19 protein-coding genes are annotated in these 15,344 nt (G+C 71.1%); 9 read left to right on the forward strand and 10 right to left on the reverse strand.

Annotation, left to right across the window (positions count from 1 at the left end):
- The first annotated feature begins 104 nt into the window (after nt 1-104).
- The 7 genes from sigM to CNX65_RS36550 all read left to right on the forward strand — a co-directional run bounded on the left by sigM (nt 105) and on the right by CNX65_RS36550 (nt 5,393).
- The gene (gene sigM / locus CNX65_RS34990; RefSeq protein ID WP_015805751.1) at nt 105-716 is read left to right on the forward strand and encodes an RNA polymerase sigma factor SigM; all 612 of its coding nucleotides are present in this window, start codon (nt 105-107) and stop codon (nt 714-716) included.
- The gene (locus CNX65_RS34995) at nt 713-1,576 is read left to right on the forward strand and encodes an anti-sigma factor family protein (RefSeq protein WP_096497517.1); all 864 of its coding nucleotides are present in this window, start codon (nt 713-715) and stop codon (nt 1,574-1,576) included. Before sigM ends, CNX65_RS34995 begins: the two co-directional genes overlap by 4 nt.
- A 213-nt stretch (nt 1,577-1,789) precedes the next feature.
- Nucleotides 1,790-2,785, forward strand: coding sequence for a thioredoxin-disulfide reductase (gene trxB, locus CNX65_RS35000; RefSeq protein WP_096497518.1), 996 nt, complete (start codon nt 1,790-1,792; stop codon nt 2,783-2,785).
- 29 nt (nt 2,786-2,814) lie between these two features.
- A complete protein-coding gene (gene trxA, locus CNX65_RS35005) occupies nt 2,815-3,141 on the forward strand; it encodes a thioredoxin (RefSeq protein WP_015805754.1) in 327 nt (108 codons plus the stop codon).
- 196 nt (nt 3,142-3,337) lie between these two features.
- Nucleotides 3,338-4,477, forward strand: coding sequence for an N-acetylmuramoyl-L-alanine amidase (locus CNX65_RS35010; protein WP_015805755.1), 1,140 nt, complete (start codon nt 3,338-3,340; stop codon nt 4,475-4,477).
- A 102-nt stretch (nt 4,478-4,579) separates the two neighbouring features.
- Nucleotides 4,580-5,038, forward strand: a complete 459-nt coding sequence (locus tag CNX65_RS35015) for a DUF6247 family protein (protein ID WP_096497519.1) — start codon at nt 4,580-4,582, stop codon at nt 5,036-5,038.
- Between the two features lie 142 nt (nt 5,039-5,180).
- Nucleotides 5,181-5,393, forward strand: coding sequence for a hypothetical protein (locus tag CNX65_RS36550; protein ID WP_232520111.1), 213 nt, complete (start codon nt 5,181-5,183; stop codon nt 5,391-5,393).
- 35 nt (nt 5,394-5,428) lie between these two features.
- Here CNX65_RS36550 and CNX65_RS35025 read toward each other — a convergent pair whose 3' ends face one another.
- Nucleotides 5,429-6,061 carry a GNAT family N-acetyltransferase gene (locus tag CNX65_RS35025; RefSeq protein ID WP_015805756.1) on the reverse strand — a complete coding sequence of 211 codons (633 nt, stop codon included), beginning with the start codon at nt 6,059-6,061 and terminating at the stop codon, nt 5,429-5,431.
- 151 nt (nt 6,062-6,212) lie between these two features.
- Here CNX65_RS35025 and CNX65_RS35030 point away from each other — a divergent pair, with 151 nt between their 5' ends.
- Together CNX65_RS35030 and CNX65_RS35035 are read left to right on the forward strand one after the other, a co-directional pair.
- Nucleotides 6,213-7,529, forward strand: a complete 1,317-nt coding sequence (locus CNX65_RS35030; RefSeq protein WP_096497521.1) for an aminotransferase-like domain-containing protein — start codon at nt 6,213-6,215, stop codon at nt 7,527-7,529.
- Between the two features lie 13 nt (nt 7,530-7,542).
- Nucleotides 7,543-8,487 (forward strand): D-alanine--D-alanine ligase family protein, encoded by a 945-nt coding sequence (locus CNX65_RS35035; protein ID WP_096497522.1) that lies wholly within the window; start codon nt 7,543-7,545, stop codon nt 8,485-8,487.
- Nucleotides 8,488-8,575: 88 nt separating this feature from the next.
- Here CNX65_RS35035 and CNX65_RS35040 read toward each other — a convergent pair whose 3' ends face one another.
- From CNX65_RS35040 to rpmH, 9 genes are all read right to left on the reverse strand, one after another.
- Nucleotides 8,576-9,571 (reverse strand): ParB/RepB/Spo0J family partition protein, encoded by a 996-nt coding sequence (locus CNX65_RS35040; protein WP_096497523.1) that lies wholly within the window; start codon nt 9,569-9,571, stop codon nt 8,576-8,578.
- Nucleotides 9,568-10,488 (reverse strand): ParA family protein, encoded by a 921-nt coding sequence (locus CNX65_RS35045; protein ID WP_041838671.1) that lies wholly within the window; start codon nt 10,486-10,488, stop codon nt 9,568-9,570. Before CNX65_RS35045 ends, CNX65_RS35040 begins: the two co-directional genes overlap by 4 nt.
- 100 nt (nt 10,489-10,588) lie before the next feature.
- The gene (gene rsmG, locus CNX65_RS35050; RefSeq protein WP_096497524.1) at nt 10,589-11,260 is read right to left on the reverse strand and encodes a 16S rRNA (guanine(527)-N(7))-methyltransferase RsmG; all 672 of its coding nucleotides are present in this window, start codon (nt 11,258-11,260) and stop codon (nt 10,589-10,591) included.
- 467 nt (nt 11,261-11,727) lie between these two features.
- The gene (locus tag CNX65_RS35055; protein ID WP_015805762.1) at nt 11,728-12,195 is read right to left on the reverse strand and encodes an NUDIX hydrolase; all 468 of its coding nucleotides are present in this window, start codon (nt 12,193-12,195) and stop codon (nt 11,728-11,730) included.
- A gap of 388 nt (nt 12,196-12,583) precedes the next feature.
- On the reverse strand, nt 12,584-13,135 hold the full coding sequence (locus CNX65_RS35060) for a Jag family protein (protein ID WP_096497525.1): 552 nt from the start codon (nt 13,133-13,135) through the stop codon (nt 12,584-12,586).
- A gap of 28 nt (nt 13,136-13,163) precedes the next feature.
- Entirely contained in the window at nt 13,164-14,240 is a 1,077-nt protein-coding gene (gene yidC, locus CNX65_RS35065; protein ID WP_096497526.1) for a membrane protein insertase YidC, read from the reverse strand.
- A gap of 4 nt (nt 14,241-14,244) precedes the next feature.
- Nucleotides 14,245-14,514 (reverse strand): membrane protein insertion efficiency factor YidD, encoded by a 270-nt coding sequence (gene yidD, locus CNX65_RS35070; protein ID WP_015805765.1) that lies wholly within the window; start codon nt 14,512-14,514, stop codon nt 14,245-14,247.
- The gene (gene rnpA / locus CNX65_RS35075) at nt 14,511-14,855 is read right to left on the reverse strand and encodes a ribonuclease P protein component (protein ID WP_096497527.1); all 345 of its coding nucleotides are present in this window, start codon (nt 14,853-14,855) and stop codon (nt 14,511-14,513) included. Before rnpA ends, yidD begins: the two co-directional genes overlap by 4 nt.
- A 13-nt stretch (nt 14,856-14,868) precedes the next feature.
- Nucleotides 14,869-15,012: a 50S ribosomal protein L34 gene (rpmH, locus tag CNX65_RS35080; RefSeq protein WP_015805767.1), complete on the reverse strand. Its 144-nt coding sequence runs from the start codon at nt 15,010-15,012 to the stop codon at nt 14,869-14,871.
- Nucleotides 15,013-15,344: the final 332 nt, after the last annotated feature.

Raw genomic sequence — 15,344 nt, forward strand, 5'->3', positions numbered from 1 at the left:
CACTTGCGGGGGCCCGCCGTCCGGCCGTCAGCGGCCTTCGCGGGCGGCGGGATTCCCCACCCGCACTGGCGGTAGCACGCCGGGGAGCCGATACGCTCTCCCGCGTGACCGCCGCAGCCAGCTCGGACGCCGAACTCATCTCGGCTCACGCCGCGGGTGACCCCCACGCCTTCTCCGAGCTGGTCAAACGCCACCGGGATCGGATGTGGGCGGTCGCGCTGCGGACGTTGCGCGACCCGGACGAGGCCGCCGACGCGCTCCAGGAGGCGTTCATCTCGGCGTTCCGGGCCGCCGCAGGGTTCCGGGCGGAGTCGCAGGTCACGACCTGGCTGCACCGAATAGTCGTGAACGCCTGCCTCGACCGGTTGCGGCGGCGACAAACAAGGCCGACCGTGCCGCTGCCCGAGGCAGGCCCCGGCGAGCCGGTTGCTCCGCGTGACGCAATGAGTGAACGGGAAACCCGGTTGGTGGTCCAGGCTGCGCTGAACGAGTTGCCCGAGGAGCAGCGCGCCCCGATCGTCCTGGTGGACGTGGAGGGGTACTCGGTGGCCGAGACCGCGCGGTTGCTCGGCATCGCCGAGGGGACGGTGAAGTCGCGGTGCGCCCGCGGCAGGGCCAAGCTGGCCAAAGTTCTGGGGCACCTCCGGAACCAGAGTGCAAGTGCGAACGTCCCAGGTGATGGTGTCAAGCAGCAACGTCAGTGGGAGGAACGATGACCGGCAATGTGCGGCGTCCGGGGCCGCCGTGGTCCGTCGACCTGCTGGCGGACCTGCACGCCGGAGCCCTCACAGCGCAGGAGGAGGACGAGCTCCGCGCGCGCATCGCCGACGACGCCGAAGCCCAGGAGATCCTCGCCGCGCTCGACGCCACGCTGAGCGACCTGGGTGCGCTGAGCAACCTCCCGGTCCCCCGGATGCCTGAAGACATCGCCGCCCGACTGGATGACGTGATCGCCGCCGAACAGCGCAGTCGTGTTGCCCAGGTCGGCGCGCCGGGCATCCCGCAGCAGACCGCGGTCGCTCCCGCGCTCCCCGAGGCGGGTTACCCCGCGCAGCGGCAGCTCCCGGCTTTCGCCGCACCCGCGGCCCCTCGGACGGCCGCGCACCCCCCGTCGAACGTGGTCGACCTGGCCGCGCGCAGGCGCAAGCGCCTCGGCTGGGGCGCGGGCCTGCTGACCGCGGCGGCGGCCGTGGTGGGCGTCGCCGTGGTCGTGGCGCCGCAGCCGGGCGCCGGTGACAACGTCGTCGGCCAGCCGAGCGCGGCCCCCACGTCGGCCTCTCCGGGGGTGCCGGAGGTGGAGGGCGGCAACTTCGGCCCGGTGTTCGGCGAGGTGCTGGCGGCGAAGGACTACGGGCAGCTGGAGAGCCCGGAGAAGCTCAAGCAGTGCCTGGCGGGCGGCGGCGTGACGTCGACGCCGGTCGGCTTCGCGCCGGTGAGGCTGGACGGCAGGGACGCGGTCATGTCGATCCTGCCGGGCGGCAAGTCCGGTTCGTGGCGCGTGGTCGTGCTGGACCCGAAGACCTGCGGCCCGACGAACCCGGAGGGCGTGCTGGCCGACGAGGTGATCAACCGCTAGTCCCACCTGTCGCGCGCGGGGAACCCGGTGGTGGCGGCCGGGGCGCCCGGCGCCGGGGCCGGGTGGTGACGCAGCGGGCACGGGCGAGCGCGCTGCGCCAGCTCGGGTGACACCTCGGGCCGTTGTCGACCTCACTGCGCCCGGCCGGAATTACCGCGCCCTACGATCCGTTGAGCACGATGCACGCCTGTCGCGTCAAACGGAGGTCGTAGGGTGTCGGACGTTCGGAACCTGATCATCGTGGGATCAGGGCCCGCCGGGTACACCGCGGCGGTCTACGCCGCCCGCGCGCAGCTCGAACCGCTGGTGTTCGAGGGCTCGCAGTACGGCGGCGCGCTGATGACCACGACCGAGGTGGAGAACTTCCCCGGTTTCCGGGACGGCATCATGGGGCCCGACCTCATGGAGCAGATGCGGGAGCAGGCGAAGCGGTTCGGCGCCGAGCTGCGGGCCGAGGACGTGGACGCGGTGGAGCTGGAGGGCGACGTCAAGTACGTCACCGCCAACGGCACCCGCTACGCGGCCAAGGCCGTCGTGCTGGCGATGGGCGCCGCCGCGCGCTACCTCAACGTCCCCGGCGAGCAGGAGCTGCTCGGGCGCGGCGTGTCCGCGTGCGCGACCTGCGACGGCTTCTTCTTCCGGGACCAGGACATCGCGGTGCTGGGCGGTGGCGACTCCGCGATGGAGGAGGCCACCTTCCTCACCCGGTTCGCCCGCTCGGTCACGATCATCCACCGGCGCGAGGACTTCCGCGCCTCGCGGATCATGCTGGAGCGCGCCCGCGCCAACGAGAAGATCAAGTGGCTGCTCAACTCCGAGGTGACCGAGGTCGTCGGGACGGGCGGCGCGGTCTCCGGGCTGAAGGTCCGCGACACCAGGACCGGCGAGACCGCCGAGCACCCGTTCACCGGCTTCTTCCTGGCGATCGGCCACGACCCGCGCAGCGCCCTGGTGCGCGGCCAGGTCGACGTGGACGACGAGGGCTACGTCAAGGTCAAGCCGCACAGCACCTACACCAACGTCGACGGCGTGTTCGCCGCCGGTGACCTGGTGGACCACACCTACCGCCAGGCCATCACCGCCGCGGGCTCCGGCTGCTCGGCCGCGATCGACGCCGAGCGCTGGCTGGCCGAGCACGGCAGCGACGAGGCCGCCGTCACCGCCGAGCACGTCGGCGGCGGCTACGGCGAGCCCGCCACCACCGGCTGATCCCCACCCCCACCCGAGGAGAGAACAACATGGCAGGCTCGACCGTGGTCGTGTCCGACAAGACCTTCGCCGACGACGTGCTGACCAGCGAGAAGCCCGTCCTGGTCGACTTCTGGGCGACCTGGTGCGGTCCGTGCAAGATGGTCGCCCCGGTGCTGGAGGAGATCGCGGCCGAGCACGCCGACAAGATCACCGTCGCGAAGCTGGACATCGACGCCAACCCCGGCATCGCCCGCGACTACCAGATCATGTCGGTGCCCACCCTGATCCTGTTCCAGGGCGGTCGCGCCGTGAAGCAGATCGTGGGCGCCAAGCCGAAGGCGGCGCTGCTGAACGACCTCGCCGACGTTCTCTGAGACACATCTGACGCCCACTGGGCGCAGCCCTGTTACGTGGCCCGTCCGTCTTTCGATAAGGCGGGCGGGCCACGTTCGTGTGGCCCGTGTGGGTTTCCTGCTAGCCCTGGGTGAGTCCGCCGCTGTGGCAGGGGCACAATAGGGCGATATGTCTAGCGTCGGCCCGTAGTCGACGCCCGTAGTGAGCGAGGGGTGAATGCTGCTACTCCGCCGCGGCGATGTCGGCCAGGACGTGGCCGAGGTCAGGGCCACCCTCACCAAGCTGGGGCTGCTGACCGATCCGCACGCGTCACGGGTGTTCGACCTGTCGGTGGAACACGCGGTGCGCACCTTCCAGCAGCAGCGCGGCCTCATCACCGACGGCCTGGTCGGTCCGGCCACGTACCGCGCGCTGCGCGACGCGAACTACCGGCTCGGCGACCGCCCGCTGGCGTTCCTGATCGCCCAGCCGGTGACCGGCGACGACGTGCTGACCCTCCAGGAGCGGTTGCTGGAGCTGGGCTACGACGCCGGTCGCGCGAACGGCGAGTTCGGCCAGCAGACCGAGCAGGCCCTGCGCAGCTTCCAGAGCGACTACGGCCTGGTCGTGGACGGCATGTGCGGCCCGGACACGGTGCGCGCGCTGCGCCAGCTCCAGCCGAAGGTGCGCGGCGGCAGGCCGGTGTTCCTGCGCGAGCAGGAGCGGGTGCGCAGGGCGGGCCCGAGGCTGTCCGGCAAGCGCATCATCATCGACCCCGGTCACGGCGGTGACGACCGCGGCGTGGTGGTCGACGGCGTCGCCGAGGCCGACCTGATGCTGGACCTGGCGCGCCTGCTGGAGGGCAAGATGGCCGCCACCGGCATGGAGGCCCTGCTGACCAGGGGCCCGAACAACAACCCGGACGAGAGCGAGCGGGCGAGGTTCGCGAACGACGCGGGCGCCGACCTGATCCTGTCGCTGCACCTGGACGCGAACCGGTCCCCGCACGCGTCGGGCGTGGCGAGCTTCCACTACGGCACCGGCAACGGCACGTCGTCCACGGTCGGCGAGGGCCTGGCGGGCTTCATCCAGCGCGAGATCGTGGCGCGCACCGGGATGCAGGACTGCGGCACCCACCCGAGGTCGTGGGACATGCTGCGGATGACCCGCTGCACGGCGGTCCGCGTGGAGATGGGCTACCTGACCAACGCGGGCGACCGCGAGCGCCTGATGAACCCGGCGTTCCGCGACGTGGTGGCCGAGGGCGTGCTGGTGGCGGTGAAGCGCCTGTACCTGCTGGGCAAGAACGACCAGCCGACGGGCACCTTCTCCCTGGCCGACCTGGTCCGCCACGAGGTGACGCCGCAGGCGGGCTGAGCGCAGCCCGAACGCTGATGACGAAGGCCCCTGTTTCACGTGAAACAGGGGCCTTCGTCATACGCACTAGCCAAGACTTCTGAAGAAGTTCAGAATTTACGCATGTCGACCGAGGTCCAGTGGAGTCAGCTGCAGCGCGATCCGAAGAGCGTCGCCGCGCTCGCGGACGAGGGCGACGTCCGGGTGCGCAGGCGTGACGGCGCGGACCTGCTCCTGACCAGGGAGGACCGCGTCTCGGCTTCTGCGGAGGGAGCCGTGTCCGCCGCCAGGGCGCTGCGCAACGTCCTCAGCCACCTGCCGCCGGAGGCAGCAGCGGGCGCGCTGGTCGACGAGTTCCCCTGGGTCGACGTGCTCCCCGAGGACGATCGCGCGCACTTCGTGGCCGACTTCGCCAGGGCCTTCCAGGCGTCGGCCGAGCTGGGCCAGTGGTCCGTGCTGGCCCAGGTGGTGCGGGAGTGGCGGAACACGGCGGCGGTCCACGCGGATCCTGTCCTCGCGGCCGAACTGGCCCGGCCCGTGACAGACGACTTCGGCGTGGTTCCCGCGCCACTGAAGTCGTGACGTGGCGGGCAAGCGCGGAGACCGCGTGGCCTCTCCCGGCCGTCCAGGAGCCTGGGAAGCGCGCTTTGCCACCCCAGAAGCCGCGAAGGGGTGGGAGGAGCTGTGCCGAGCGGCGCGCTCGAACACCTGGGAAGCGTGGATCGTGCTGACCGAACGGCCCACCACGCCGGAGAACCTGGCCAGGCAACACCCACTGCGCGGCTCGCTCAGCACCAAGGTCGTGGGGGCCAGGACGCTGGAGCAGTGGCAGTACGAGGTCACTTCCAGCGGGCGCATCTGGTACTGCCCTGATCCGGAGAAGCGCGTCGTCTGGGTCGTGTACGCGAGCTGCGCACACCCCAAGCAGACCGACTAACGCACAGCAGCCCGTTGCGACCGCCTGAGCGCCCCTCAGGCGGGCCGGAAGCTCGGTTCCGCCGTGGTGACCGTGACGGTGTTCAGCAGGCGCTCCAGGGCCGCCTCGACGTCTTCCTTCCAGGACGACGCGCTGCGCAGCTCCAGCCTGAGCCTCGGCCAGCGCGGGTGGGGGCGGACGGTCTTGAAGCCCACCTGGAGCAGGAAGTCGGCCGGGGTGACGCAGGACGGCTTGTCCTCGGAGGGCTGGTTGTCGCCGAAGGCCTCGATCGCCTTCACGCCGCGCCGGGTCAGGTCCTTCGCGACGCCCTGCACCAGGACCCGCGCGAGGCCGCCGCCGCGGAACTCCGGCAGCACCTCCAGCGAGGTCATCAGCACCGCGTCCGGGCTCACCGGGGACGTCGGGAACGCCAGGGAGCGGGGGACCGCGGCGGGGGGAGCGTAGAAGACCGAACCGGCGGGGATGCCGTCGCAGTAGATGATGCGACCGCAGGAGCCCCACTCCAGCAGCACGCTGGAGACCCAGGCCTCCTTCTCGAACTCGGTGTCCCCGAACTCCTCGGCCTGCTCCTTGAGGTGTGGCGCCAGCTCCCAGAACACGCACGTCCGCCCGTGCTTGGACAGGTGCTCCAGGTTGTCCAGCGTGACGCCAACGACGCGACGCGACACCCGGACCTCCAGATTGTTAACCGCAAGGCGAACCACCATGAGGATAGGCGGATGTGACCCCGGCCCGGAAGCGGGATGCCCTGAACGGGACGGTGGTTACACTCAGCCGGGACCGACCTTCCCGGTACGCAGCCACCACGGAGTGCCCCCAATGACCGCACCCGGACAGCCCGCCAAGCAGGGCCCCAGAAGTCTCGACCCGCATCTGCGCAGGTACGCGGCGCGCACCGCGGGCATGACGGCATCGGAGATCCGGGCGCTGTTCGCGGTGGCGAGCCGTCCCGAGGTGGTGTCGCTGGCGGGCGGGATGCCCCACTTGGCCGCGCTCCCGATGGAGTCGCTGAGCGCCGAGGTCGGCCAGCTCCTGGCCACCGACGGGCTCGTGGCACTCCAGTACGGCTCCGCGCAGGGCATCCCGGTGCTGCGCGAGCAGATCTGCGACGTGATGGCACTGGAGGGCATCTCCGCGCACCCGGACGACGTCGTGGTGACCGTCGGCTCCCAGATGGGCCTGGACATGGTCACCCGGCTGTTCTGCGACCCCGGTGACGTGGTGCTCGCCGAGGGCCCGTCGTACGTGGGCGCGCTCGGCTCGTTCGCCGCCTACCAGGCGCAGGTCGTGCACGTGGGCATGGACGCCGAGGGCCTGGTGCCCGAGGCGCTGCGGGAGGCGATCGCGGGCGTCGAGCGCGCCGGGCGCCGCATCAAGTTCCTGTACACGATCCCGAACTTCCACAACCCCGCGGGCGTCACGCTCGCCGTGCAGCGGCGGGCCGAGGTGCTGGAGATCTGCCGCAGGCACAACATCCTCGTGGTCGAGGACAACCCGTACGGGCTGCTCGGCTTCGACGGCCAGACCTACCCGGCGCTGCGCTCCAGCGACCCGGACAACGTGGTCTACCTGGGCTCGTTCTCCAAGACCTTCGCCGCGGGCCTGCGGGTCGGCTGGGTGCTCGCGCCGCACGCCGTGCGGGAGAAGCTGGTGCTGGCCGCCGAGTCCGCCACGCTGTGCCCGCCCACGCTCAACCAGATGATCGTCTCCCGCTACCTGGAGACGCACGACTGGAAGGGCCAGATCAAGACCTACCGCGAGGCCTACCGCGAGCGCCGGGACGCGGCGATCTCCGCGCTGGAGCAGCACATGCCGGTTGGTTCCACGTGGAACAAGCCCGACGGCGGGTTCTACGTGTGGCTGTCCGTGCCCGAGGGCATCGACACCAAGGCGATGCTGCCGCGCGCGATCACGCAGCGGGTGGCGTACGCCTCGGGCACCGGTTTCTACGCGGACGGGTTGGGCAGCAGGCAGCTGCGCATCTCGTACTGCTACCCGACGCCGGAGCGCATCCGGGAAGGCGTCCGCCGACTGGCGAACGTCATCAAGGACGAGATGGAGCTGCACGAGACGTTCGGGCCCGCCGCGGGTCGCGCCGTCTCCGGTCCGCAGGCCCCCTCGCCCGACACCGCATGATCAGGAGTTGACGTTGTCCAACCGCTGGGTCGCAGTGCTGTCCGGTGGCCTTTCGCACGAGCGGGAGGTGAGCCTGCGATCCGGTCGGAGGCTCTCCGCCGCCCTGCGCTCGGCCGGTCTGGTCGTGGAGGAGTGGGATGCCGACGGGCAGCTCCTCAGCAGGCTGAAGGAGCACCGGCCGGACGCCGTGGTGGTCGCCCTGCACGGCGGCGAGGGCGAGAACGGCTCGGTGCAGACCATCCTGGAGCTGGCGGGGGTGCCGTTCGTCGGCGCCGACTCGCGCGCGTGCCGCCGGGCGTGGGACAAGCCGACCGCGAAGGGCGAGCTGTCCCGCGCCGGGCTGGCCACGCCGGAGTGGGCCGTCCTGCCGCACGCGACGTTCCGCGAGCTGGGCGCGCGGCCCGTGCTCGACTCGATGATCGACCGGCTGGGCCTGCCGCTGATGCTCAAGCCCGCGCAGGGCGGGTCCGCCCTGGGCGCGCAGGTGGTGCGCGACGCCGCGGACCTGCCGTCCGCGATGGTCGGCTGCCTCGCGTATGGGGACACCGTGCTGGCGGAGCGGTTCGTCGAGGGCGTCGAGGTGGCGGTCGCGGTGGTCGACGGCCCGGACGGGCCGCACGCGCTGCCGCCGGTGGAGATCGTGCCGGAGAGCGGGGTGTACGACTACACGTCCCGGTACACCGCCGGACTGACCGACTTCCACGCGCCCGCGCGCCTGGACGAGGTGGCGGCGAAGGCGGTGGGGGAGCTGGCGGTGTCGGCGCACCGGCTCCTCGGGCTGCGGGACGTGTCGCGGACCGACGCGATCGTGGCGCCGGACGGGACCGCGCACTTCCTCGAGGTGAACGTGTCGCCGGGGCTGACCGAGACCTCGACGCTGCCGATGGCGGTGGAGGCGGCGGGCACGTCGCTCGGGGAGATCTACGCGGCGTTGATCGAGCGCGCGGTGTCCCGCTGAGCCCGGTGCGCTGAACTTTTGCCACGAATACGGCCCGTGTCCAACTGGACACGGGCCGTATTCGTCACCGTTACATAAGTCCCTGGGGTCATCCCATGCTGTCGGAACGACCTTGCTGGGCCCCTTCCGGCGACATGAGACCGATGATCCGCTCCAGGTCGTCCACCGAGCCGAACTCGACGACGATCCGGCCCTTCCGCTGACCCAGCTCGACCTTCACGCGCGTGTCGAAGTTGTCCGACAGCCGCTCCGCCAGCTCCTGCAGCCCCGGCGCCTCCACCGGCTTCCGCTTGGCCTGCTTCGCCTTCGCGGGCTCCGCGCCCCTCGCCAGCACGACGGCCTCCTCGGTCGCCCGCACCGACATGCCCTCGGCGACGATCCGGGTCGCCAGGTCCTCCTGCGCGCCGGGGTCGTCCAGTCCGAGCAGCGCCCGCGCGTGACCGGCCGACAGCACGCCCGCCGCCACCCGGCGCTGCACGGGGAGCGGGAGCTTCAGCAGCCGGATCGTGTTGGTGACGACCGGGCGGCTGCGGCCGATCCGCTCCGCCAGCTCCTCGTGGGTGACGTCGAACTCCTGCAGCAGCTGCTGGTACGCCGCCGCCTCTTCGAGCGGGTTCAGCTGCACGCGGTGGATGTTCTCCAGCAGCGCGTCCCGCAGCATCGCGTCGTCGGCGGTCTGGCGGACGATCGCCGGGATCGTCTTCAGGCCGGCGAGCTGGGTGGCGCGCCACCGGCGCTCACCCATGACGAGTTCGTACTGACCCGGCTTGAGCAGTCGCACGACGATCGGCTGCATGAGGCCGAACTCGCGGATCGAGTGCTCCAGCTCGTGCAGCGCGTCCTCGTCGAACACGTGGCGCGGCTGCTTCGGGTTGGTCCGGATCGAGGTGACCGGCAGCTCCTGGTACACCGCGCCCGCCACCTCGACGGGCGGGGGAGCGGCGGCGGGCGGCTCCTCGGCGACCGGTCGCGCAGGGGCGCCGCTGGGGACGCTCCGGAGCGGGGCCGGTGCACCCGGCGGGGGACCGCTCGGGATGAGGGCCGCGAGCCCGCGCCCCAGGCCACCCTTGCGCTGTTCCGTCATGCCAACCCCATCTCCGAGCCGTAGACCGCGATCTCCCGAGCGGCGTCGAGGTAGCTCATCGCGCCTCGTGAGCCCGGATCGTAGGCCAGGATGGTCTGCCCGTAGCCCGGTGCCTCGGACACCTTCACGCTGCGGGGGATCACGGTCTTGAGCACGGTGTCGCCGAAGTGGCCGCGCACCTCGCTGGTCACCTGGTCGGCAAGCTTGGTGCGACCGTCGTACATCGTCAGCAGGATCGTGCTGACGTTCAGGTGCGGGTTGAGGTGCGCCTGCACCAGCTCGATGTTCCGCAGGAGCTGACCGAGCCCCTCCAGCGCGTAGTACTCGCACTGGATCGGGATCAGGACCTCCTGGGCCGCGCACATCGCGTTGACCGTCAGCAGGCCCAGCGACGGCGGGCAGTCGATGAACACGTAGTCGGGCTGGAAGTCGTCCAGCGCCTCCGGGCTCAGCGCCTCCTTGAGGCGGGACTCGCGGGCCACCATCGAGACAAGCTCGATCTCGGCGCCCGCGAGGTCGATCGTGGCGGGCACGCAGTAGAGGTTCGGGGAGGCGGTGCTCTGCTGGGCGGCCTCGGAGATGGAGATCTCGCCGATCAGCACCTCGTACACGGACGGGGTGCCGGAGCGGTGCTCGACGCCGAGCGCCGTGCTCGCGTTGCCCTGGGGGTCGAGGTCGATGACGAGAACCTTGAGCCCGTGGATGGCCAGCGCGGCGGCGAGGTTGACCGTGCTGGTCGTCTTGCCCACGCCGCCCTTCTGGTTCGCCACGGTCAAGACGCGGCGCCGGGTGGGCTTGGGGAGTTGGAGGGAGTCGGGATGCAGGACGCTAGTGGCGCGAGCTGCTTCCTCCGCGATCGGGGTCCACACGGTGCTGTCTCCTACCGGGTCCGCGTTGTCGTCAGGCCGGGACTCCAGCCCGACCCCACCTTCGTTCGGCTCGGTTTCACGTGGAACAGCCGTTTCACGTGAAACAGCGGGCTCCCGGAACTCCGGGACGAGGTGTCCGCCCACCACCTCACCGAGCCTTCCTTACTCTGCGGTCCTTCCGGGCCGCCGGTTCAGCGCGCTCGACGACCACCAGCGTCGTCGGCACGTCGAGCACGTCACCGCCGCAAGAGGCCACGCGCGGCCGGACACCGCCGGCCCGCCGCACCGCCTCCGCGTCGCGGTCGATCTCCTCCTGCGCGCTCTCGCCCTTGAGGGCGACGAGGTGGCCGCCCGGCCGCAGCAGCGGCAGGCACCACCCGGCGAGCCGTTCGAGCGGGGCCACGGCGCGCGCCGTCACGACGTCCCTGTCCGCCAGCCGCTTCCGCACCGGCCCCTCCTCGGCCCGACCGCGCACCACCTCGACCTGCAAGCCGAGCGCGTCGACCACCTCGGTCAGCCACGCGACCCGGCGGGCCATCGGCTCCAGGAGCACCAGCTCCAGATCCGGCCGAGCGATCGCCAGGGGGATGCCGGGCAGGCCCGCACCCGAGCCTACGTCCACGACCTTGCTCCCCTGGGGAAGCAACTCCGCGACAACGGCTGAATTCAGGACGTGCCGCTCCCAGAGGCGGTCGACCTCTCGGGGACCGATGAGCCCGCGCTCGACCCCGTGCTCGGTGAGCATGGCGGTGAACTCCACCGCCTTGGCGCTGTGCTCGCCGAAGACCCGTTCAACGCGGGCATCAACTTCTCCGGTCATGTCTCCCGTTCCACGTGAAACCACACGCCGCTCAGAACGCGGGTGGGGGTGAGGGGTGCGGCCTCCGCCGGGCGTCGCGCCCGTGAACTGTGCCGACGACCACTATGACGGATCACCCCGGCGACACGCCAAACGCCGTGACGAGATCGACGCTGTTTCACGTGGAACAGGGGGTGGTGTTTCACGTGAAACGGGGGAGCGGGTCTGCGGGCGGAGCGTCACGCGCGCGACTCGGCCGCGAGGCCAACCTCAAGCGCGACCGCGCGGGGTCGCGCTCCAGGCGGGGTCGCACCGCGGTGCGACCGGACTTCGGGTGCTGCGCTTCAGGTCGGGCAGAGCGACGAACTCGGGGACGGGTCAGACGCGTCCCGGCGCGATGCGCCTCAGCGAGCGCGGTCCGGTTCGAGCGCGTCCCGGTTCAGCGTGGCCGCGCCGAGGCACGGCCACGTTCCACGCGCCACCACGTTTCACGTGAAACTCGGCAGGTGCCCGTGCGGCGGCGCGGCGCGCAGGAGTTCCAACCCGAAGTCGACGGACTCGACGTGGTCGAGCGCGGGCACCTGGTCGAGCGGGAACCAGGCCGCCTCGTCGGTGGACCCGTCCACCTCGAAGGTCAGCTCGCCACCGACGACCTTGGCCTCGTAGATGATGCGCAGCCGGTGGTAGTCGTACTCCAGCCCGTCGACGTTGCTGACGCGCTTGCCGACCGAGGTCTGCATCCCGAGGAGCCGCTGGACCTCCACGTGGTACCCGGTCTCCTCGTGGACCTCCCTGATGACCGCGTCGTAGGGGTCCTCGCCGAACTCGATCCCGCCACCCGGCAGGATCCACAGCTTCTCGCCGGAGCCGATCCAGCGGGAGAGGAGCATCTTCCCGTCGTCGATGACGACCGCGTAGGCAGCCACGCGGAACTTCCTCGGGTTGAGCTGAGTCATCCACGGACCGTTTCACGTGAAACACGAGAGCGGAAGAGGCTTGGCGAGTGGGGTGGATGACCTTCGCGGGAGGGGTTCGAGTGCTAGGGGTGACCGGCTGAGGCGGGAGCGCCGGGAGGCGGGTGCTTCTCCCAGAAGCGTTCTCTCCGGAAAACCGCCCGCGCGAAAAACCCACCCCGCCGAACCCCGCGCCTCCTCGCGCCCGCCCCGGACGGCTGGACGGCGCGGCAGTCGGGCAGTCGGGCAGCGTGACGGCCGAATCACCCCGACACCTCCGGCGGCAGCACGGGCCGATTCTCGGAACCACCCCGGACAGCAGAACGGCCCGGTCCCCACCGGGGACCGGGCCGTCGTGCTCACGTCGCGCCCCTGGGGGCCGCGTCCGCGCTCAGCTCTGCGGGAGGACCACGACCCGCCGCTGGGGCTCCTCGCCCTCGCTCTCGCTGTGGACGCCCGCCACCGCGGCGACCGCGTCGTGCACGACCTTGCGCTCGAACGGGGTCATCGGGTGCAGCCGCACCTTCTCCCCGCTGGCGGCGACCTTCTCCGCCGTGGTCCGGCCCAGCTCGGCCAGCTCGGCGCGCCTGCCTGCCCGCCACCCGGCGATGTCGAGCATGAGCCTGCTCCGCACGCCGGTCTCCTGCTGCACCGCCAGGCGGGTCAGCTCCTGGAGGGACTCCAGGACCGTCCCCCTCGGGCCGACGAGCTTCTCCAGGTCGTCGCCGCCGTCGATGCTGACGATGGCTCGCCCGGCCTCGACGTCCAGGTCGATGTCGCCGTCGTAGTCCAGCAGGTCGAGCAGGCGCTCCAGGTAGTCACCGGCGATGTCGCCTTCCTGGACGAGCAAGTCCTCGGCGGAACCGGACGACCGGTTCTCCGCCACGCCCTCCGAGTCCGCCTCAGGCGCGTCCACGTCGGCCGCCTGCAACGTCTCCGACACGTTGTCTCCTCTCCAGGGACGCGAGCGCTCAGCGGCGCTTCTTGTTGCCCTGCTTCTTGCTTGGGGAACGGTCTGGGCTCAGACCGGAAATCTGGTTCGCCGAGCTGTCCGACGTCGTGCCCTCGTCCGCCGCACCGCTGTCCGGGGTGGCGGTGGGCTTGGGGGCCGTGCCGTTCTTGGGGCGCTGCGTCGGCGGCTTGAGGCCCGCCGCCTTGGCGTTGACGGCCTTCACACCCGCGTTGCGGACCGGCTTGGCGCCGGGCTTCGGCTTCGTGCCGGGCTTGGGCGCGAGGTTCTGGCGCTGCTCGATCGCCGCCGCCTTCTGGGCGGCTTCCTCGCGGTCGATGCGGCCGTACACGACGCGCTGCTGCATCAGGGTCCAGCCGTTGTTGCTCAGCCAGTAGAGCAGGATCGCGACGGGGAAGAAGAAGCCACCGGCGAGCGCGCCCAGCGGGAAGACGTAGACCACCAGCTTGTTCATGATGGCGGTCTGCGGGTTCTCCGCGGCGGCCTGCGTCTGGCGGGCGACCGAGTGGCGACCGGTGAAGTGCGTGGCGACCGCGGCGACCACGGCCAGCGGGATGGCGACCGCCATGACGGCGGTGCGCGAGGTGCTGAACAGCTCCAGCTGGTCGGCGGGCATCGTGATGAACGTCGACAGGTTCGCGCCGAAGAGCTTGGCCTGGACGAACGAGTCCACCCCGGCCTTGTCGAAGAAGTAGACCTCGCCCCAGCCGGGCTTGAACGAGCGCAGCACGTGGAACAGACCGATGAACACCGGGATCTGCACCAGCATGGGCAGGCAGCCGCCGAGCGGGTTCACGCCGTGCTCGGCCTGGAGCTTCTGCATCTCCTGGGCCTGGCGCTGCCGGTCGTTCGCGTACTTCTTCTTGATCTTCTGGAGCTCAGGGGCGAACTCCTGCATCTTGCGCATTGAGCGGACCTGGCCGACGAACGGCTTGAACAGCAGGGCGCGCAGGGTGAAGACCAGGAAGATCACGGACAGGGCCCAGGCGATACCGCTCGACTCGCCGAAGATGCGCCCGAACACCCAGTGCCAACACCACAAGATGAAGGACACCGGGTAGTAGATGAAGTTGAGCACTGAGCTACTCCTCGGCAGCGACGTCGGGGACCCGTTTCGGCGGAACGGGGTCCAGGCCTCCAGGGTGCCAGGGTCCGCAGCGGCCGAGTCTGCGCACGGTCAGCCAACTGCCGCGGAGCGCACCGTGGACGGTCAGGGCTTCCACCGCGTAGGAGCTGCACGTGGGGTGGAAGCGGCAGGTGGGGGGCAGGTACGGCGAGATGAACCGCTGGTAGAAGCGGATCGGCAGCACCAGTACCCGCACCGCGGGGCGGACGGGCGCGGGGTCGGTCATCGGACCAGCCTGCGCAGCGCGGCGTCGACGTCCTCGGCCAGCTCGGCGCTCGACGCGGTCGCCGCCGGGGGCAGCGCGCGCACCACGAGGGACGAGCCGCTGGGCAGCGACGCCAGTCGGTCCCGCAGCACGTGGCGCAGCCTGCGGCTGACGCGGTGGCGGACGACGGAGTTGCCGACGGCCTTGCTCACGACGAAGCCCACCTTGGACTCTGCGTCCAAGGTGGGCTGCACCGGAATCATGGCGTGCACGACCAGCCGAGGCCGTCCTGCTCGGCGGCCTCGGCGGACCACCAGGCCGAAGTCCTGGCTGCGGGTCAGCCTGCCGGCCGCTGGGAGCACGGCGGCGCGGCGATCAGGCGGAGAGCTGCTTGCGGCCCTTGGTGCGGCGCGCGGACAGGATCGCGCGACCCGCACGGGTGCGCATCCGCAGCCGGAACCCGTGCGTCTTCGCACGACGGCGGTTGTTGGGCTGGAAGGTGCGCTTACCCTTGCTCACGGTCGGACTCCCGAGTGCTTAAAACTGCAAAGCAGGTCTGTGGTTGTCCCCTGCGCCGGTGAGGCGCGCAGGCACGCTAAACGCACCTCGCACAAGACGGGAGACTCTGTAGAGAGTACGCAGCCCGGGTGCGTTGACTCAAATCGGGGGTCCCCCGGGGCCGCGCGGGGGCGGCCGACCTGCGGTCCTTGTGGCACCGGCGGTGACCTTGTTAGCGTGCTCCCTCCGCGTGCGGTCGTGGCAGGAGCGCCAGGCGCACGGGCGAGCACGACGTCCGGGGAGCAACGGGGGGACCGCTGCGCCCGGGTCCCACGTCAGTGCACAGTTGTGGA

Origin of the sequence: Actinosynnema pretiosum (assembly GCF_002354875.1) — a bacterium.
Lineage (GTDB): Bacteria > Actinomycetota > Actinomycetes > Mycobacteriales > Pseudonocardiaceae > Actinosynnema > Actinosynnema auranticum.